This is a genomic window from Nonomuraea cavernae, assembly GCF_040655715.1.
Lineage (GTDB): Bacteria > Actinomycetota > Actinomycetes > Streptosporangiales > Streptosporangiaceae > Nonomuraea > Nonomuraea cavernae_A.
Map to the genome: position 1 here is coordinate 60,825 of NZ_JBFAKL010000037.1, position 16,691 is coordinate 77,515.

A 16,691-nucleotide genomic window follows, 5' to 3' on the forward strand; every position below is an offset into this window, starting at 1 on the left:
CTGCCGGAGGGTGCCGCGTGTGCGGCGAATCCCCCTGCCCGGCCGCCCAGTCCGATCCCCTCAGCCTTGGACGCGGTCGATGGTGACCGACTCGATCACGACGTCCTCGAGCGGCCGGTCATTGCGGCCGGTGCGGGTCTTGGCAATGGCGTCAACGACGTCCTGGCCCTCGATGACCTCGCCGAAGATGGTGTGCTTGCCGTTGAGATGCGGCGTCGGCACGACCGTGACGAAGAACTGTGACCCGTTGGTGCCCTTGCCGAAGCGGATGCCCGCGTTGGCCATGGCCAGCAGGTAGGGCCGGTTGAAGTAGAGATCGGGATGGATCTCGTCGTCGAACTCGTATCCGGGGCCGCCGATGCCCTGACCGAGCGGGTCACCGCCCTGGATCATGAACCCGGAGATCACCCGATGGAAGATCGTGCCGTCGTAGTAGCGATCGGAGCTCTTCTCATTGGTGCCCGGGTGGGTCCACTCACGGCTGCCCTCGGCCAGCTCGACGAAGTTTTTCACTGTCTTGGGAGCCTGGTTAGGAAAGAGCTCCACCTTGATGTTGCCACGATTTGTCTGCAGGTTTGCGATCAGCTTCTCAGCCATGAGACAGCTGCCCCCCTCTATGCACAGAGATGGTTTTGTGGTGTTTTGATGACTATGACCGGATGGCCTCGTGAGTCATCCTCCCACGGTCGTCCATGATTGAGCCGCCTCGCACAGGGCAGGTCAGGCTGCGGGGCCCCACCGACAGGGGAGGTTGTTGTGTCCCTGACACTGAGAAAACGCCACGTGGTCATAGAGGTTCCCGCCACGTGGGTAGGCCGAATGAAGGCCCAGGCCGTGCAAACCGGCCAACGCATGGCGCCTATGGCGGACCAGGCCAAGATGGCCACCGCCCAGCGCATCGAGGAAGCCCGCTACTGGGCCGCACCCAGGCTCGAAGACGCCGCACACCGGGTAGAGGACCAGTTCGCTCCCAAGGTCAGCTCCCTGCTGACCACGGCAGCGCACAAGATCGACCCCAACTCCGCGAAGTCGCGGCGCTGGCCGGTCATGGTCCTGATGACCGGGGTGGCACTGGGTGCGATGGGTTACATGTTCTACCGTCGCAATGCCCAGCAGTGGACGGAGCACATGAAGGACTCCGCCTCGGACGCTTCGCGCTGGGTCAGTGAGAAGGCGGACCGAACCGCCGACTCTGCGGAGCAGGCCACCTCCAAGGTGTCCGACAAGGCGGAAGAGGCATCCCGCAAGATGCCTTGATCCGCGAGTGAAAGTGCGCCTCCGCGTCGCGGGGGCGCACTTTCGCGTCCGCGAGGAGAGACACGCCTGTCGAGGGAAGGGGACGAGCGCTCGGCTCAGGCGGGCAGGGCGTCGAGCTGGAGGAAGGCGCGCTCGATGAGCTTGCGGGTGATGTCCTCGGGGTAGGGGAAGCGGCCGATCAGGTCGCGCAGGCCCTCCACGTGGGCGCGCCTGGCCAGCTCGGCCGCCGCCACGAGGTCTGCGTGCTGGCTCTCCACGAACGCCCTGCCGACCACCGCGCCGTGGCCGGGCACGATCACCCGGTCGGGCAGCTCGGCCAGCATCGCGGCGGTCGTGCCGGGCCAGTCGAGCGGGTAGGAGTCGCCGAACGCCGGCGGCGCCCCCTCCTCGACCAGGTCACCGGCGAACACCACGCCGGCGTCGGGCACGTGCGTGACGACGTCGTTGCTGCTGTGGCCGAGCCCGAAATGGCGCAGCTGGACGACCCGGCCACCGATGTCGAGCGTGGCCCCGGTGGCGAAGGTGTGGTCGGGTGGCACGATCTCGACCTCCTCCACCTCCTCACGCCGGTCCGCCGGCAGGAAGCCGGCCACGTCGGCCCGCTGCCGCTCGCCGTACAGCTCGATCTCCTCGACGCACCTGACGTGGCCCCAGATCTCGGCGGGGCGGAACAGCGCGTTGCCGAAGAAGTGGTCGAAGTGGGAATGGGTGTTGACGACCGTCCAGGGGCTGCTCGTGATCCGCCTGATGGCCTCGATCAGGTCGGCGGCCTCGCGATGGGACATGCGGGTGTCGACCACCAGGCAGTGCCCGTCGCCCACGACCAGGCCCACATTCAGGTCGAACGACTCGTGCCGGCGGACGTAGACCCGGTCACCGACCTCCTGCCACTGCTCGTTCATGGCACGAACCTTACTCATTCGTTGATCGAACCTGAACGAATCGGTGTCGATCGGGGCGTGGTCCGTTCGTACAGAGGGTGAGCGCCCTCGGAGGGCGTCCCTGAGAGAGAAGGACCCGCATCATGCGCGAGATCACCGTGTTCAACAGCGTGACCCTGGACGGCGTCATGCAGGCGCCGGGACGGCCCGACGAGGACCGGCGTGGCGGGTTCGAGCACGGCGGCTGGGCTCAGCGGTACAACGATCCGGTCATGGGGCAGGCCGCGGGCGAGGGCATGTCCCGATCGGGCGCCCTGCTGTTCGGGCGGCGGACGTACGAGGACTTCGCCTCCGTGTGGCCCCACCAGCCCGAGCCCAACCCCTTCACCGCGGTGCTCAACCGGATGCGCAAGTACGTGGCGTCGCGGACGCTGAGCGAGCCGCTGCCGTGGGTCAACTCCACGCTGCTCAAGGGCGACGCGGAGGAGGCCGTGGCCCGGCTCAAGGAGGAACCGGGCGACGACCTCGTCATCCTGGGCAGCGGTGAGCTGATCCGGTCGTTGATGCGGCACGACCTGATCGACCGGTACGTGCTGCTGATCCACCCGCTGGTGCTCGGCTCGGGGCACCGGTTGTTCGACTCCGGCCTGGCTCCGGCCGCGTTCGAGCTGGTCGACTGCAAGCCCACGACCACCGGCGTGCTGATCGCGACCTACCAGGCGGCCGGCGGCTGATCGGCGGCCGGTAGGAGGGTGCCGAGCGGTCCGAGGTCGAGGTTGAGATCCGACGGCGACAGCTCGAACCGCTCGCACAACTCCGTCATGGCCTCCTCCAGCCGCATCAGGGTCAAGCCGACAGCTTCCAACTGCTCGGGGTTCAGATCGCCCTGATCCATCCGGCGCACGCACTGGCGCTCCACCAACTGGCGAACGAGCTCGACGAGGGTGAGCACGAGGCGGCTGAGATCGCGCTGCACGGAGTCGGCGTCGGTCTCCAGCCGCCACTCACCCGGGTTCGCACCACGCGGGTCACTCCTCGACGCCGTCATGGCGCATCCCTCCGTCGATCGCGTCGGCCTCCCGTACGGACACGAGCAGCGCGCGCAGCGAGATCCGTACGAGGTCGATGCCGGAAATGGACAGGACGACATCGCCCGTCACGACCACCCCGCACGCCAGCATGCGGTCCAGCAGGTCGACGAGCGCCACCCGTTCGACCGGCAGGCTGCCCTGAGCGGCGAGCCGCTCGCCGCGCGGCTCAGGGAGCGGCACCGCGCGCCGCCTCACCCTCCAGTGCCGTGAACGAGTAGGGCGCCCAGGGACCGACCAGCTCCACGGTGACCCCGTCGCCGTCGAGACCGCCGAGGACGCGGGAGAACTCGTCGGCGCGATCCTCGTCCACGAGGTAGGCGCCGTTGAGCACCATCAGCTCCTCCCTGCCGGAGAGCTGGGGATCCTGGGCACGATGGAGCCGGCCCTCCACGGCGACGGACATCAGGGCCTCGTGCACGAACTCGGCCCGCGCGGCCGCCCGGCGCCACACCGCCTCCCGGCCGCGCAGGCCCGCCCGGCGGCGTTTCAGGTAGGCGAGCCCCGGCCGGTCGTCCTCCGGACCGCTCTCCTCACCCGGCGCGCTCTCGTACGGCTCGGCGTACGCCTTGACCGCCCACTCGGACCGGCCCGCGACATGGGAGAGCACCGCGACGAAGTCGTCACGCCGCTCGTCGAGGAGACGACGAAGCTGGTCTTCGCCGTGGTAGACCGTCACGAGCCGGACCGGGGCCGTGGGGAGCATGCGCGCGAGCGCCTCCACGACCTGGTGGTGGCCGCGCGCGGTCGCCTCCAGCCAGGACAGGTCCTCCATCGAGCGCCGCAGCCGCTCCTCGCCGAACTCGGCCAGCGGGACCAGGCTGTAGAGAGCGGCGAGACCCCGGTGCGCGAGCGACCGCACGGGCAGGCCGGACACGCCGGTCAGGCCCTCCGGGCAGGCCTGGTCTTCGGCGCGCGTGACCGCGTAGAGGTAGACGCCCTCGTCACTCGGCATGCTCGGCCGCCTCCGGCGAACGCTCGCGGATGCGTCCGCTCCGGCCCTCCCCACCGCGCAGGGCCAGCGTCTCCTCCAGCGCCGTGAGCCGCCGGCGCAACCTGCGGTTCTCGTCGGCCAGCTCGCGGTGACCACCGGTGAGCCACGGATCGTGCTCCCACCAGTCGATGCCCATCTCGCGGGCCGTATCGACCGAGGCGATCAGCAGGCGCAGCTTGATCGTCAGCAGCTCGATGTCGAGCAGGTTGACCCGGATGTCGCCCGCGATCACCACGCCCCGGTCGAGCACGCGTTCCAGGATGTCTCCGAGGTTGGCCGACTCGCGCCCGCCGGGAGTGCCCGGGATAGAGGACTGACGCAGGTAGGGGCTCGACCTCGCCGGCGCGCTCACTGGGCACCCTCGCCGACGTCGCCGCTGCCCCGCTTGTAGCGGCGCACCCGGCGGTAGGACAGCAGGTAGCCCTCCATGTCGAAGTCGGCCTCGTACAGGGCGAGGGTGTCGCCGGATGACGGGATCCGGCGGTCTTCGACGATCTCCACGCCGACCAGCCAACCGTCGTCGGTCGGCTCGACCCGGGTGACTCCCTCGGCGTCCTTGCCGGTCAGCTCGCTGACCTGCCGCAACCCGACCGCGCCGGCGTCGGCGGCCGACAGCTCCCGCGACGACCTTCGCGACTCCTCAACGTCCTCTTCCTCAACGTCGTCTTCCTCAACGTCGTCTTCCTCGACGTGGTCCTCGTGCTTGGTTCCATGCCTGACGGGCACGAAATCACCCCCGCTTCCCCCGAGCGCGGCACCGCTTGGCGCCTCACTGACCGAGCATCCTCCGCAGAATCTCGTCCACCGCCTGGCTCTCCTCCTCCTCGGAGATCCGGCCGGCGGCCCTGGCCTCCTCCACCTCCTCCAGGCGGCGCCGAACCACCGCCGGGTCGTGGAGCTCGCGTTCGACCTGGTCACGCAGGAGTTCGCCCAGCTTGATGACTCCGTAGACCGGCGCGAGCGGCCAGCCAAAGAGCAGCGTCCCCAATCCCATCAGATCTCACTCCTCCCGCCCGTCACCCTTCACTCCGCCGTGGTCCCCACGAAGTCGTACGGGGCCAGCGGGCCGAGCAGGCGGAGCTCGACACGTCCCGCCCATTCGTCGCGCAGCTCGTCCAGGACCTGTTCGAGCTCGGCCTGGCGGTCGCTCTCCATGAGCACGGAGACGTGCGCGGCGTCGCGCTCATGCGTGGGTTCGCGGATGACCACCGCCTCACTCAGGTTCTCGATCTCGTCGAGCAGAGTGTCGGTGTCCAGCTCGCGCTTGGCCGCGATCGTCTGTTCGATGATCTCCCCGAGCCGCATCCGGGCGTTCCGGGTCACCTCCTCCGGACGGCCGTGGATCTCCTTCCTGAGCCGGGCCGCCTCCTTGTTCTCGTCGAGCACCTCCAGCAGGATCGCCCGCTCGACGTACCTGGCCTTGATCACGTACTGCGCCCGTCCCTCCAGCTCCTCCAGAGCGTCGCGGAACTCGTCGTGGTAGGGGGTCAGCAGTTCCTCGACCACCGCCTCGGGGCCGGTGAGCACCGCGCCGAACCGCAGCGGCAGCACGGGCACCTCGGCGGCGGTGTCGTCCAGCAGCTCCGCGTGCCTCTGGAGATCCTTCGGCCTGCCCAGCGGGCGGTCCACCGGCACGTCGCTCACCAGGGCGCCGATCTCGCCGTAGGTCAGCAGCTCGACCTGTCCGGGCGGGTCTCCCACTCCCTCGGTGCCGGGGGTCACCTCCACATCGCCGGGCACGATCCCGTACACGTAGGATCCGACGCCGTTGCCGCCGGCGTCGGCATCGGCCTCCTGGGCTTCGGTGGACCGCATGCGTCGAGACACCTCACTCCTCCCTTCGCCGGTGCGCACGGCGCGGCTTGTCTTCACGCTCGGTGGAGGAATCCGCCCCGAGGCCCTCCAGCCTCTCGCCGGCCGCCTCCAACGTCCCCTGCACCGTCTTCTCCTTGCCCTGGTCCACGGCTCGGACCTGCTTGACGTCCTTGACGAGCTCCGGCAGCCCCTTCTCGCCCGTCTCCGAAAGGTCCAGCCGGTTGACCGCCTCCGCGAAGCGCAGGTAGGTGTCGACGCTGGCGACGACGATCCGCGCGTCGATCGTCAGCACCTCGATGCCGACCAGCGAGACGCGGACGAAGGCGTCGATGACCAGGCCCTTGTCGAGAATGGTGTCGATGACGTCCGCCAGGCCCGTCGCGGAGCCACCGCCGGCCGTCGTTCCGCGATTCGCGGGTTGCATGGTCATGTCGTATCCCTGGTGATCGATCGCCCGGCTCTTCCTCCGGGGCCGGGTCCTACTCGGTGCGGGGGTTGCGCCGCCGGACCGGGCGTTCCCGCTGGCGGGTGCTTCCCCTCTCGGAGCGGCGCGCGCTCGCGGACCTCCGCTTGGGCTTCTCTTCCTGGGGCTCCTCTTCCTGGGAGTCCTCTTTCTTGGCCCCTGTGTTCTTGGCCCTCTCCTCCTCGCCTTCTTCCTCCTCGCCTTCTTCCTCTTCGGGCTCTTTCTCCTCGGCTTCTTCCTCGTCCGGCTCCGCCTCTTCCGGCTCCGCCTGTTCCGGTTCTGCTTCCTCGTGCTCCTCAGCGGCCTTCTCGCCACCGCCCTCCGAAGCGGCTTCCTCGGCCTCCTGCTCCTCCCGCAGGGCGGTCTCGTGGTCCTTGACGACCTCGCCGTCGCGGATCTCCCCGCGCCAGCCCTCGCCCACCTGTTCCGGGTGCAAGAGGAGGTGCGACATCACGTGCCGCCTGAAGTGCTTGAGTTCGAGGCGGGCCCGCCGCCCCTGCGCCCGCCACAGGTTTCCGGTCTTCTCGAACAGGCCCTGCGGGTGGTACTCCAGCACCAGCAGGATCCTGGTGAGATCAGGGGTGACCTCGTGGAACGTCACCGCCCCGTCGACGTACCCCTTGGCCCCTTCGGACCGCCAGATGATGCGCTGGTCGGGGAGCTGTTCGACGATGTGCGCCTTCCAGTTCCGGTGCGACCAGAAGACCTGCGCCTTCCAGGTGAGCTCCTCGTCGGAGTCCTGACTGACGTTCTCCACCTTTTTCATGAAGCTCGGGAAGTCCTGGAACATGGTCCACTGGTTGTAGACGAGGCGGCGGGGGGCACCGACGTCGATCGTCTCCACGATGTTGGTGACCTTCTCGAAGCCGCCTTTCTCACCTTTGCCGCCCTTGCCGCCCTTACTGAACAGCCCCTTCAGCGCGCCCTTGAGCCCGCCCGCGAGCCCGCCCGTGAGTCCGCCCTTCAGGGCTTCGCCCGCCACTCCGCCGCCCACCGAATCGGCCACCGCGCCGAGCAGCCCCTTGCCACCGCTCTCGGCATAGTCGGTCAACCGGCCGGTGAGACCCGCGATCCGGTCCCCGGCGGAGTTGAGCATCCGCTCGCCCGCCGCCCGCAGCAGGTTCCGGACCTCCTGCTTGAGCCGGTCCGTCGGCAAGCCGGCAAGCCCCTGGCCGAGGTCCTGGACCGCCCCTGCGGCTCCCTTGGCCGTCTCGGCGGCCTTCCCCGCCACTTCCTGTCCTGTCCGCCCCGCCGCGTCCTTGAGCCGACCGGCTCCCGCTGTTCCGTCCGCCATCTGCCTCACCTCCTCGACCGACCGACCTGTTCGGACAACCGTGCTCACCGCTGCGCCAACTTCTTCCGGGCCTGCCCTCGAATCACGACAAAGAATCAAATATCGGTGAAAAGTAGGACAGAATTGACACGAGAGAAACCAGCGATTTGCGCCCTCAGAGCGCCTCGGCGTGGCGCAGCCGCCATCGCCACCTGATCGACATAATGAGACGAACGGCCTGTTCAGAACGGGTGTCCTCGTCCAGGCCGCCATACGTCACCGGCGTTTTCCGCTGCTCCGCGCGAGCACACCGCCCACGCCTGGGCGTCCGTCCGGCAGGAGGAAGAGATGCGTGTCCTCATGGGAATGGCCCTGGTCACCGCTCTCGCCATGAGTCCGGCGGCCGAGGCGCACGCGGTGCCGGCGACCTCCGACGATTCGCCCCCGAAGGGCTGGAAGAAGATCACGTCCCTGCGAGTCCTGCCCGACCTGCCACGCCAGAACGACGTCGTCCGGATCTTCGTGCACTGCCCCACGACGGCCAACCACGCGATCATCGGCTCCACCGCGTTCGCCCTCAAGGGGTCGCGGCGGCTCTACCGGGAGGTGGGGTTGGGGATCTCCGACCGGGGTCTGGGCCGGCGCGCGGTCATCATCTCCTACTACACGCTCCTCGGCCATCACGACGTCCGGTTGAAGTGCGTGAAGGTCACCATCAACCAGAAGACCCGCCTCCGGAAGATCCGGGTGATCAGCCGGTGCACCGTTCCCCTTACCGTGCGCAGATTCCGGCTCGCCCGGTTCCTCTGAACGCCCTAGGCCGGCGAGCAGGTCGGGGCGGGCGCGGGGTTGGCGCCGTTCCAGGAGGCCAGGAAGCCGAATGTGGTGGCGGCGCCCGGTGCGAGGGTGCCGTTCCAGCTCACGTTCCGCACCGTCACGGCGGCGCCGGTGGCGGTGAGGGCGCCGTTCCAGAGCTGGCTGATCTGCTGGCCGTTGGCGAAGGTCCAGCGCACGGTCCAGGCGCTCGTCGCGGCGCTGCCGGTGTTCGTGACGGTGACCTCGCCCTGGAAGCCGCCCGTCCACTGTCCGACGTTCTTGAACGTCGCCGCGCAGCCGCCTCCTGGGGAGACCGTCGGTGTCGGCGTTGGTGTGGGTGTGGAGGTGGGCAGGAGGCTCGACAGGGCCGGGAACCACCTGTCGGAGATCTTCTGGTCGCCGGCGGCGTTCGGATGCACACCGTCGTAGGTGTCCGTGCCGGTGTTGAACCCGGTCCACTGGTCGACGACGACGATCGGTGACTGCTGGGTCGTGGTGGCCGCGGCCCAGGCCGGGATGGCGTCGTTGAGGTTCACCGCGCGCCGGCCGCAGTCGGGGCAGGTGGGCGGGTTCAGCGGGATGATCTTCGCGACCAGGATCTTCATCGCCGGGTTGGCCGCCCGCATCTGGCTCACCAGCGTGGTGTACGCGCTCAGGATCGTCGCGGGGGCGATGTTGTTCCACACGTCGTTGGTGCCGAAGTGCATCAGCACGATGTCGGGCCGGCTCGCGGCCAGCCAGGCGGGCAGTTGGTTCTGGTTCGCCACATTGGTCGCCAGCGCGCCGCCGTGGCCCTCGTTGTCGCCGTCGTACGGGATGGAGCAGCCCTGCGGCGGCAGGGTGCCGACGAAGTCGACGTCGGTGTGGCCGGAGCTCTGCAGCCTGCTCCACAGCAGGGCCCGCCAGCAGCCCGGTGAGCCGGTGATCGAGTCGCCCAGTGGCATGATCCTGGCGGTGGCGGCTCCGGCCGGTGTGACGATCAGGAACACCACCGTTCCGACCAGCGCCACGATCGCCGCCAGCAGGGCACCCGTCCGTCGCATTCTCCGCTCCCGTCGTCGCCTGCGCAGATCGTAAGAGCGGTCATCCGCGCCGGAAAGGCTGCCGCCGGACGACGGCCTCGCGACCTGCGCGAGCACCGGAGTCTGCGTGTAACTTTCAGAACCAGGGGCTCAGCCGGCACTGTCCGGGTCTTTCCCCGGCCTTGCGCGACATCCACCCGATCAGGATCAGCAGGCCCAGAACGCCGAGTCCGCCGGTGATCACGAACACCTCTCACAACGCGTCCCGCGCCACGGCAGGCGGAAGACGGCGGCCGGCCGCGGAGACGGGCGGGTCGCTCGGATCAGGGACGTGCGGGTGTCAGCTGTTGCCCGGCCTGGTGAAGCCGAGTGCGGTTCTGCCGCCGTAGTCCGCGATCTGGACCACGGTCGTCGAGTTGGGGGCGTGAACCATCGTCTTCTTCTCCGGATCGACCACGATGCCGACATGGTCGGCGGTGCCGTTCCCGTCATTGTCGAAGAAGATGAGGTCTCCGGCCTGAACGTTGCCGTCAGGGATGCGTGGTCCGGCCCCCCACTGGTCGTTGGCCACCCGGGGGATCTCGATCCCGGCCGCTTCGTACGCCTTCTGCGTCAGGCCGGAGCAGTCGAAGCTGTCCGGGCCCTCCGCGCCCCACACGTAAGGGTCGCCGAGCTGGTCGAACGCGTAGTCGAGGATCTTCTGGGCACCGGGGTTCTCGGTGAGGTCCTTCGCGTCCGGAGGCACCTGGGACTCCGCCGGCGGGATGTTCGGAGGGGCCCCGGATTCGTTGCCACCGCCACCGCCACTGCCGTTCGGCGACTCGTTGCCCTTCGGCCCGCCTGGTTGGGTGGGGTCGCTCTGCTTGAACTGCGGATCGACGAGCCAGTGCAGTTTGGGGTTGTTCTTGGGATAGAAGTCCTGGTCTCCTGGGGCCAGGATGGTGGTGAAGAACTTGTCGTCGACATGGCTGTTGATCTCTTTGATGGCCGCGTCGATGGCGTCGATCGCCCGTTGCCTCGGCTCATCGGCCCGCTTCACGGCTGCGTTCACCTGATTGGTGATAGATGTGATCGCACCGTCAGTCTTGGGGCTTTGCTTGGCCAGCCAGGTGGTCGTCTCGGTGTAGATCTTCTGGACGTCGCTTTGGGCTGTCCTCAGCGCGGTGCTCGCTTCGTCGATCTTGGTGGCGCTGCTGGTCAGCGCCTCGTTCAACTGGCTCCCGGATTTGGGATATTTCGCCATATAGGTGACGAAATTATCGGCCGCGCCGCCCTTCCAGGCATCGTCCACCGTACGGACCGCAGTGTTGAGAGCGCCGGTGTCCGTGGTCACCGCGGTCGCCATCGCCCGCCAGCGCTGTGAGATTTTCGCGATCTCACCCTGGTCGCTGGTCACCTCATCGAGGATGCGCTTGAGGGCCGCGAGTTGAGTGTCCCAGAGGCCCATTAGTTCTTCACCTGGTTGTTCGGGTTGTCCGGGTTGTCAGACCTCTTGATGTTATTGATCACCGTGTGCAGAGCACCCTCGACCTTGAGGAGGTTCTGCTCGGCATGCCGGGTCTCGGTATCAAGCATTTCTTCCAGCTTTTTGACAGCATCGCCCAGTTTGTCCGACTTGCCGCTGAGATCCCCGAAACACTTGGCGCTGACCGCCGGAGGGCTCTCGTCCGCCATGCCCTTGAACTGTTTGGAGATGTGCAGGGCCCTGTCCGCACAATCGCTCAGGGCATCAAAATAGACCTCGAAGCCTGCCACCAGAGCCCCACCTATGCCACATAGACAACAATCGCCCCATTTAAGGTAGCAGGTCGTGATCAAGAGGGAAGGGGGCGCACCGATTGATCGCCAAGGAGGATTCGGTTTGAAGCAGTACCTGCTCAGCGTGTACCAGCCCGATGGAGACCCTCCGCCGGCCGAGGTCCTGGAGCCGATCATGCGGGAGCTCGACGCCGTGGGCGAGGAGATGCGGGCCGCCGGTGTGTGGGTCTTCTCCGGCGGGCTGCACTCCCCCAGCTCGGCCACCGTACTCCGGCTGCGCGAGGGCGAGGTGCTCATGACCGACGGCCCCTACACCGAGGGCAAGGAGCACATCGGCGGATTCACCGTCATCAGGGTCCCCGACCTGGACGCCGCGCTCGAATGGGGGCGCAAGATGGCCCGCGCGGTGGCACACCTGCCGATCGAGGTGCGCCCCTTCCAGGGAGAAGAGACCGGGTGATCACCTGGCGGCGGCTGGACGAGCGGGACTTCCCCATGCTGCGCGAATGGCTGCGACAGCCGCACGTGGCCCGCTGGTGGAACCACGAGACCTCGATGGAGGCCGTGGAGCGCGACTTCGGCCCCGTGGCCAGGGGCGAGGAACCGTCCGAGGACCTGCTCGCCCTGCTCGACGGCCGGCCGCTCGGCCTGGTCCAGCGCTCGCGTCTGGCCGACTATCCCGGCTACCTGGCCGAGCTCGCGCCCATCGTCGACGTGCCCGAGGGCGCGGTGACCATCGACTACCTGATCGGCGACCCCCACCAGGTCGGCCGTGGCCTCGGCACGGCCATGATCCGCTCGATCGTCGAGCGCACCTGGGCCGAGCTTCCGGAGGCCACCTGCGTGCTGGTGCCCGTGTCGGCCGCCAACCGCGCGTCCTGGCGGGCGCTGGAGAAGGCCGGGCTGCGCCGCATCGCGGTGGGCGACCTGGAACCCGACAACCCGATCGACGATCCCGTTCACTTCCTCTACCGGGTGGACCGGCCGAGCCACTGATCAGCGCCCCGGGTGCCGCGCCACCCCCGGTCGGCGCGGTCACGCGCCTCGGGTTCCGCGCCGGCCCCGGTCGGCGCGGTCAGGCGCCTCCGCGCCGTGGCGGCCGTCCCCGGCCGGTGCTGTCAGCGGAACTCCAGACCCTCGAACACGCCGGACGCGCGCCATCCGTCGAGGTAGCTGAAGTACGCCATCGCACCGTGCGGGTAGCCGACCATCAGCCGCCCTCGCGACCCTGGGTCACGGCCCTCGTTGTTGTAGTAGCCCGGTGTGCAGTCCGGCGATCCCAGCAGCATCCCGGCTCCCGACAGCAGCAGCTCGACCCAGGCGTTCTCGGCCTCCTCCGACACCTCGATCTCGTCGAACCCGTGGTCGAGCGCGTGCCTGACCAGCACCGCGATCGTCCGGCCCGCCTCCGTGAGGTTGTGCGGGATGTTGGAGATGAGATTGGCGCCCTGCGTCGGCTGCACCAGGAAGGCGTTCGGGAAACCGTGTACGTGGATGCCGTGCAACGTGCGCATGCCCTCGGCCCAGTGCTCGGAGAGCCTGACGCCGCCGCGGCCGGTCAGATCGAAGCCGGCCCGCCGCGTGTGCTCGGTGCCGACTTCGAAGCCGGAGGCGTAGATGACGCAGTCGACCTCGTACTCCCTGCCGGCGACGACCACCCCGGTCTCGGTGATCCGCTCCACGCCTTTGCCGTCGGTGTCGACCAGGTGGGTGCCGGGGACGTTGAAGGCCTGGAGGTACTCGTCGTGGAAGCAGGGCCGCTTGCACAGCTGGCGATACCAGGCTTTCAGCCGGTGGGCGGTCTCCGGATCCTCGACGATGGAGTCGACGCGGGCCCGGATCTCCTCCATCTTCTCGAAGTCGTAGTCCTCGAACGCCTCCAGCATCCTGACCACGCTCCGGTCCTCGGGCGCGAGCGCCATGATCCTGGAGCGGACTCGGCGGGCGATGTCGGTCCAGCCGTCCATCACCAGGTCGTCCTCGGGCAGGCCGCCCGCCTGGTTGGCGGTGAAGTTCTCCAGCCAGCGCTGCTGCCAGCCCGGCGTCGCCATCTCGGCGAACCACTCGGGATCGGTCGGCCGGTTGTCACGTACGTCCACCGAGGAGGGCGTGCGTTGGAAGACGTACAGCTCCGCGCAGGCCGGCGCCAGGTGCGGCACGCACTGTACGGCGGTCGCGCCCGTCCCGATGACGGCCACCCGCCGCTCGGCCAGCCGGTCCATCGGGGCCCCGGACGGGTCGCCGCCCGTGTAGTCGTAGTCCCATCGGCTCGTGTGGAACGAGTGTCCTCTGAACGACTCGATACCCGGGATTCCCGGCAGCTTCGGCACGTGCAGCGGCCCGGTGCCCATGGCGACGAATCGGGCGGTGAACTCGTCGCCCCGGTTCGTGCGGATGATCCAGCGGGATCGGCTCCCGTCCCATTCGAGGTCCTGGACCTCGGTGTGAAACAGCGCGTTGTCGTACAGGCCGAAGTGCTTGCCGATGCGCCGGCAGTGTTCGAGGATCTCGGGCGCGTGCGCGTACTTCTCGGTCGGCATGTGGCCGGTCTCTTCGAGCAGCGGCATGTACACGAACGACGCCGTGTCGCACTGCGCGCCCGGGTAGCGGTTCCAGTACCAGGTGCCGCCGAAGTCGCCGCCCTTCTCGATGAGGCGTACGTCGTCGATGCCCGCCTCCCGGAGTCGCGCGCCGGTGACCAGGCCGGCGAAGCCGCCCCCGATGAAGGCGAACGTCACGTGGTCGGTCTTGGGCTCGCGCTCGATCCTCGGGGTGTACGGGTCGTCCAGGTAGTGCGCGAGCCGGCCGGTGATCTGGAGGTACTGGTCGTTGCCGTCGGGACGGAGACGCTTGTCGCGTTCCTCAAGGTATTTCCGGCGGAGGGCGTCTTTGTCGATGACGGGCATGCGTGCTCCGGAGGTCGTGTCCACGATTGCCGGATGCCGGGCGGCGTCCGCTGCACAGCAATTCCAGAATGTCATTCGGGAATAATGTCCGGCAAGAGGCCACCCGTTGCTTTCGACCTGCCGACCTGGGTAGGGGGACACGTATGGCGACAATCATCGATCGAGTACGCGCTTACCTAGGCAGCCCTCAAGGCAAGGAGGCAGTCGAGAAGGCCAAACGGATGGCCAACGACCCGCAGAACCAGCAGAAGGCCAAGCGGTTCCTCGGCCGATTCCGCTCACACCACTGATCCGCCGAACGTCAGCGGATCACCTGTAGCAGCGCCTGGTTCCTGGCCGCGACCGGCTCGGACAGGCGCTGCACCACGCGGCCCCGCTCGTCCAGCACCACCAGGGTGTTGCCGCCGCTTCCGGCCACTCTGACCACCAGCCGTCCGTCGGCCAGGTGGAACGCCCCGATCTGCCGCCCCTTCACGCCGATCGGCACCTTGCGCCCGCTGACCGTGTCGACCAGCGTCGGCGTGAACCACTGCGGCCACGACCCGTCGCCGGCGTCGTCATTGGCCCGCAGCGTCCGTACGACCACGTACCTGCCGCCCGGTGACAGGCTCTGCACGTGGTTGGCCAGGGCGACACCCTTGACCTTGGCCGCCTTCCCGGTCTTCACGTCCAGCCGGTAGACGCCCGCGGTGGTGCCGGCGTAGCCCGCCAGGTAGCGCCCGTCGGGCGACCAGGCCAGATGACACACGCCGCGGGTGCTGCCGAGCATGCGCTCGCCCGTGCCATCGGCGTTGACCACGCTCACCCACCCCGCCGGGTTGCGGCCCACGTGCACGTACGCGACCCGCCGCGAGTCGGGCGACCAGACGGGAGACAGGCAGGGCGTGCCACCTTGCAGCCCCCTGGCCGCGGTGGTGACCTTGGCGCCCTCGCGCACCCGCAGCAGCCCGCCGGCCGTGATCCAGGCGACCTTGCGGCCGTCGGGCGAGGCCGCGAACTGCGGGCTGTCGCCCGGCTTGGCCAGCGCGCTCAGTCCGGCACCGGGCCGGCTCCTGGAGACCGTGTAACCACGCTGGTAGCCGGCGTACACGGCGGCGCCGGAGATCGTCCGCGCTGCCACCGTGTCACGGTCAGTCGCGGCCCGCGCGGCGGGGACGGCCGCTGCGGCGGGGGCGGCGGCCAGCAGGACGGTGGCACCGAGCGTCACTCCGGCCAGGGTCTTGTGCATCACGAATTTCTCCCAACACGAAAGTCTTCGGAGTGACTCTTTGAGGTGAGTCTTTGAGGTGAGTATCCGGGGTGTTCGACGCGCGAAGGGACGCCTCGGTTCGCAGCACGAACCCGCCCCTGTCAGAGGAGCGGGTGTAAGGCGGGGCGCGCGGTCAGAAGAGGGACAGCGGCTCGGCCGGCATCGGCTCGGGCAGCGGCTCCAGCTCGGGCAGCCGGCTCCGCACGTCGTCGTGGAAACGGCGGGCGAGCGTCAGCGCGTCGGCGTTGTCAGGAGTGTGGATGAACACGGTCGGCGAGCGGCCTTCGCGCAGCCATTCGACGACCGTCCCGATCCACGGCTGCCAGCCCTCGACCGTGCGCTCCGTGGCGTCCCTGCCGAGATAGCGAACGATCGGACGGTCCGTCAGAGCAGACGACCGGCGCGGCACACGGGGCTTCTTCGCCCACGCGTCCCGTTCGGCGTCGCTGGTCGGAGGGCTCTGGAAGAACGCGGTGGTGTCGAATGGGACCCACTCGGCCTCGGCCCGGGCGAGCACCCCTTCGAGCAGTCGTTCGGCACGCTCGTCCTCGAAGAAGGCGCGGTGGCGGACTTCGACCGCGTATCTGTGCGAGCGGGGAAGCCGGTGCAGGAAGGCCGCGAGGGCGCCGAGGTCGTTCGGCCCGAACGATCCGGGCAGCTGGATCCACAGGCTGTGGACACGCGGGCCGAGCGGCTCCATCGTGTCCAGGAACGACCGGAGCTCCTCGTCCACGCCGACGAGACGGCGCTCGTGCGTGATCGGTTTGGGCAGCTTGACGACGAACCGGAAGTCGGGCGAGCACTGCCGGGCCCATGACTCCACCGTGCTCTTCGCCGGTGTCGCGTAGAACGTCGTGTTGCCCTCCACCGCGTTGCACCAGCTCGCATAGGCCCGCAGGCGTTCGCCGGGAGGCAGCGGATGAGGCAGGAAGCGCCCCTGCCACGACGCGTGCGCCCACATCGCGCATCCCACATGAAGCCGCATGCCCCTGACGCTACCCAAGGTTCGTCCGACAGGTTCGATCTCGAATCCGGGTCAGGGGTGGGAGAGACCCGCGTGACCGAGCCGGTCCCGGTACTACATCGGTAGATCTTTAAGTCGTTCGCCAGCGTGACTGTGGGTGTATCGGCGATGGTCTGCGAGTGACCTTGTGCCTCACCTACGATCT

General features: G+C 68.5%; 23 protein-coding genes. 6 read left to right on the plus strand and 17 right to left on the minus strand.

What is annotated here, in order from left to right; genetic code table 11:
- Positions 1-60: 60 nt before the first annotated feature.
- On the minus strand, positions 61-597 hold the full coding sequence (locus AB0I38_RS36470) for a peptidylprolyl isomerase (protein ID WP_358492529.1): 537 nt from the start codon (positions 595-597) through the stop codon (positions 61-63).
- 222 nt (positions 598-819) lie between these two features.
- Between AB0I38_RS36470 and AB0I38_RS36475 the strand changes: the two genes are divergently transcribed.
- Entirely contained in the window at positions 820-1,257 is a 438-nt protein-coding gene (locus AB0I38_RS36475) for a hypothetical protein (RefSeq protein WP_358492533.1), read from the plus strand.
- A gap of 95 nt (positions 1,258-1,352) precedes the next feature.
- Here the strand turns inward: AB0I38_RS36475 and AB0I38_RS36480 are convergent, their stop codons facing one another.
- Positions 1,353-2,177, minus strand: a complete 825-nt coding sequence (locus AB0I38_RS36480) for an MBL fold metallo-hydrolase (RefSeq protein WP_358492538.1) — start codon at positions 2,175-2,177, stop codon at positions 1,353-1,355.
- A 104-nt stretch (positions 2,178-2,281) separates the two neighbouring features.
- Between AB0I38_RS36480 and AB0I38_RS36485 the strand changes: the two genes are divergently transcribed.
- Positions 2,282-2,872 (plus strand): dihydrofolate reductase family protein, encoded by a 591-nt coding sequence (locus AB0I38_RS36485; protein WP_358492541.1) that lies wholly within the window; start codon positions 2,282-2,284, stop codon positions 2,870-2,872.
- Here AB0I38_RS36485 and AB0I38_RS36490 read toward each other — a convergent pair.
- The 9 genes from AB0I38_RS36490 to AB0I38_RS36530 are packed head-to-tail and all read right to left on the minus strand — an operon-like array spanning position 2,851 to position 7,792.
- On the minus strand, positions 2,851-3,186 hold the full coding sequence (locus AB0I38_RS36490) for a gas vesicle protein K (protein WP_358492545.1): 336 nt from the start codon (positions 3,184-3,186) through the stop codon (positions 2,851-2,853). The genes AB0I38_RS36485 and AB0I38_RS36490 overlap by 22 nt on opposite strands.
- On the minus strand, positions 3,167-3,409 hold the full coding sequence (locus tag AB0I38_RS36495) for a gas vesicle protein (protein ID WP_358492550.1): 243 nt from the start codon (positions 3,407-3,409) through the stop codon (positions 3,167-3,169). The genes AB0I38_RS36490 and AB0I38_RS36495 overlap by 20 nt, the downstream gene beginning before the upstream one ends.
- The gene (locus AB0I38_RS36500; RefSeq protein ID WP_358492555.1) at positions 3,396-4,181 is read right to left on the minus strand and encodes a GvpL/GvpF family gas vesicle protein; all 786 of its coding nucleotides are present in this window, start codon (positions 4,179-4,181) and stop codon (positions 3,396-3,398) included. The genes AB0I38_RS36495 and AB0I38_RS36500 overlap by 14 nt, the downstream gene beginning before the upstream one ends.
- The gene (locus AB0I38_RS36505; protein ID WP_436838815.1) at positions 4,171-4,572 is read right to left on the minus strand and encodes a gas vesicle protein; all 402 of its coding nucleotides are present in this window, start codon (positions 4,570-4,572) and stop codon (positions 4,171-4,173) included. The genes AB0I38_RS36500 and AB0I38_RS36505 overlap by 11 nt, the downstream gene beginning before the upstream one ends.
- Entirely contained in the window at positions 4,569-4,946 is a 378-nt protein-coding gene (locus tag AB0I38_RS36510; RefSeq protein ID WP_358492558.1) for a gas vesicle protein, read from the minus strand. Before AB0I38_RS36510 ends, AB0I38_RS36505 begins: the two co-directional genes overlap by 4 nt.
- 43 nt (positions 4,947-4,989) lie before the next feature.
- The gene (locus tag AB0I38_RS36515) at positions 4,990-5,214 is read right to left on the minus strand and encodes a gas vesicle protein GvpG (RefSeq protein WP_358492563.1); all 225 of its coding nucleotides are present in this window, start codon (positions 5,212-5,214) and stop codon (positions 4,990-4,992) included.
- 29 nt (positions 5,215-5,243) lie between these two features.
- Positions 5,244-6,035, minus strand: a complete 792-nt coding sequence (locus tag AB0I38_RS36520; protein WP_358492566.1) for a GvpL/GvpF family gas vesicle protein — start codon at positions 6,033-6,035, stop codon at positions 5,244-5,246.
- 13 nt (positions 6,036-6,048) lie between these two features.
- Positions 6,049-6,459 carry a gas vesicle protein GvpJ gene (gvpJ, locus tag AB0I38_RS36525; protein ID WP_358492619.1) on the minus strand — a complete coding sequence of 137 codons (411 nt, stop codon included), beginning with the start codon at positions 6,457-6,459 and terminating at the stop codon, positions 6,049-6,051.
- A 55-nt stretch (positions 6,460-6,514) separates the two neighbouring features.
- Entirely contained in the window at positions 6,515-7,792 is a 1,278-nt protein-coding gene (locus AB0I38_RS36530) for an SRPBCC family protein (protein WP_358492571.1), read from the minus strand.
- A gap of 327 nt (positions 7,793-8,119) precedes the next feature.
- On the opposite strand from AB0I38_RS36530, the gene AB0I38_RS36535 reads away from it, so the two are divergent.
- Positions 8,120-8,581 (plus strand): hypothetical protein, encoded by a 462-nt coding sequence (locus AB0I38_RS36535; RefSeq protein ID WP_358492574.1) that lies wholly within the window; start codon positions 8,120-8,122, stop codon positions 8,579-8,581.
- Positions 8,582-8,586: 5 nt separating this feature from the next.
- Here the strand turns inward: AB0I38_RS36535 and AB0I38_RS36540 are convergent, their stop codons facing one another.
- From AB0I38_RS36540 to AB0I38_RS36550, 3 genes are all read right to left on the minus strand, one after another.
- Positions 8,587-9,630, minus strand: a complete 1,044-nt coding sequence (locus AB0I38_RS36540) for a cellulose binding domain-containing protein (RefSeq protein WP_358492578.1) — start codon at positions 9,628-9,630, stop codon at positions 8,587-8,589.
- A gap of 319 nt (positions 9,631-9,949) precedes the next feature.
- Complete coding sequence (locus tag AB0I38_RS36545; RefSeq protein WP_358492582.1) at positions 9,950-11,056, minus strand: NlpC/P60 family protein; 1,107 nt, start codon at positions 11,054-11,056, stop codon at positions 9,950-9,952.
- Positions 11,056-11,364, minus strand: coding sequence for a hypothetical protein (locus AB0I38_RS36550; protein ID WP_358492585.1), 309 nt, complete (start codon positions 11,362-11,364; stop codon positions 11,056-11,058). The genes AB0I38_RS36545 and AB0I38_RS36550 overlap by 1 nt, the downstream gene beginning before the upstream one ends.
- Before the next feature lie 106 nt (positions 11,365-11,470).
- Between AB0I38_RS36550 and AB0I38_RS36555 the strand changes: the two genes are divergently transcribed.
- Positions 11,471-11,827 carry a YciI family protein gene (locus AB0I38_RS36555; RefSeq protein ID WP_358492590.1) on the plus strand — a complete coding sequence of 119 codons (357 nt, stop codon included), beginning with the start codon at positions 11,471-11,473 and terminating at the stop codon, positions 11,825-11,827.
- Positions 11,824-12,363, plus strand: coding sequence for a GNAT family N-acetyltransferase (locus AB0I38_RS36560; RefSeq protein ID WP_358492596.1), 540 nt, complete (start codon positions 11,824-11,826; stop codon positions 12,361-12,363). Before AB0I38_RS36555 ends, AB0I38_RS36560 begins: the two co-directional genes overlap by 4 nt.
- 122 nt (positions 12,364-12,485) lie before the next feature.
- Here AB0I38_RS36560 and AB0I38_RS36565 read toward each other — a convergent pair whose 3' ends face one another.
- Positions 12,486-14,273 carry a flavin-containing monooxygenase gene (locus AB0I38_RS36565; RefSeq protein ID WP_358492601.1) on the minus strand — a complete coding sequence of 596 codons (1,788 nt, stop codon included), beginning with the start codon at positions 14,271-14,273 and terminating at the stop codon, positions 12,486-12,488.
- A 143-nt stretch (positions 14,274-14,416) separates the two neighbouring features.
- On the opposite strand from AB0I38_RS36565, the gene AB0I38_RS36570 reads away from it, so the two are divergent.
- Positions 14,417-14,563, plus strand: a complete 147-nt coding sequence (locus AB0I38_RS36570) for a hypothetical protein (RefSeq protein ID WP_358492604.1) — start codon at positions 14,417-14,419, stop codon at positions 14,561-14,563.
- Between the two features lie 11 nt (positions 14,564-14,574).
- Here the strand turns inward: AB0I38_RS36570 and AB0I38_RS36575 are convergent, their stop codons facing one another.
- Both AB0I38_RS36575 and AB0I38_RS36580 read right to left on the minus strand, forming a co-directional pair.
- The gene (locus AB0I38_RS36575; RefSeq protein ID WP_358492608.1) at positions 14,575-15,504 is read right to left on the minus strand and encodes a TolB family protein; all 930 of its coding nucleotides are present in this window, start codon (positions 15,502-15,504) and stop codon (positions 14,575-14,577) included.
- 151 nt (positions 15,505-15,655) lie between these two features.
- Entirely contained in the window at positions 15,656-16,507 is an 852-nt protein-coding gene (locus AB0I38_RS36580; RefSeq protein WP_358492611.1) for a DUF72 domain-containing protein, read from the minus strand.
- Positions 16,508-16,691: the final 184 nt, after the last annotated feature.

Bases quoted from the DNA above. Each gene is read 5' to 3' on its own strand.
- gvpJ (WP_358492619.1), bottom strand. From the start codon at position 6,459: ATGCAACCCGCGAATCGCGGAACGACGGCCGGCGGTGGCTCCGCGACG.
- AB0I38_RS36545 (WP_358492582.1), bottom strand. From the start codon at position 11,056: ATGGGCCTCTGGGACACTCAACTCGCGGCCCTCAAGCGCATCCTCGAT.
- AB0I38_RS36480 (WP_358492538.1), bottom strand. From the start codon at position 2,177: ATGAGTAAGGTTCGTGCCATGAACGAGCAGTGGCAGGAGGTCGGTGAC.
- AB0I38_RS36520 (WP_358492566.1), bottom strand. From the start codon at position 6,035: ATGCGGTCCACCGAAGCCCAGGAGGCCGATGCCGACGCCGGCGGCAAC.
- AB0I38_RS36475 (WP_358492533.1), top strand. From the start codon at position 820: ATGAAGGCCCAGGCCGTGCAAACCGGCCAACGCATGGCGCCTATGGCG.
- AB0I38_RS36485 (WP_358492541.1), top strand. From the start codon at position 2,282: ATGCGCGAGATCACCGTGTTCAACAGCGTGACCCTGGACGGCGTCATG.
- AB0I38_RS36470 (WP_358492529.1), bottom strand. From the start codon at position 597: ATGGCTGAGAAGCTGATCGCAAACCTGCAGACAAATCGTGGCAACATC.
- AB0I38_RS36530 (WP_358492571.1), bottom strand. From the start codon at position 7,792: ATGGCGGACGGAACAGCGGGAGCCGGTCGGCTCAAGGACGCGGCGGGG.
- AB0I38_RS36540 (WP_358492578.1), bottom strand. From the start codon at position 9,630: ATGCGACGGACGGGTGCCCTGCTGGCGGCGATCGTGGCGCTGGTCGGA.
- AB0I38_RS36515 (WP_358492563.1), bottom strand. From the start codon at position 5,214: ATGGGATTGGGGACGCTGCTCTTTGGCTGGCCGCTCGCGCCGGTCTAC.
- AB0I38_RS36500 (WP_358492555.1), bottom strand. From the start codon at position 4,181: ATGCCGAGTGACGAGGGCGTCTACCTCTACGCGGTCACGCGCGCCGAA.
- AB0I38_RS36535 (WP_358492574.1), top strand. From the start codon at position 8,120: ATGCGTGTCCTCATGGGAATGGCCCTGGTCACCGCTCTCGCCATGAGT.
- AB0I38_RS36570 (WP_358492604.1), top strand. From the start codon at position 14,417: ATGGCGACAATCATCGATCGAGTACGCGCTTACCTAGGCAGCCCTCAA.
- AB0I38_RS36565 (WP_358492601.1), bottom strand. From the start codon at position 14,273: ATGCCCGTCATCGACAAAGACGCCCTCCGCCGGAAATACCTTGAGGAA.
- AB0I38_RS36580 (WP_358492611.1), bottom strand. From the start codon at position 16,507: ATGCGGCTTCATGTGGGATGCGCGATGTGGGCGCACGCGTCGTGGCAG.
- AB0I38_RS36490 (WP_358492545.1), bottom strand. From the start codon at position 3,186: ATGACGGCGTCGAGGAGTGACCCGCGTGGTGCGAACCCGGGTGAGTGG.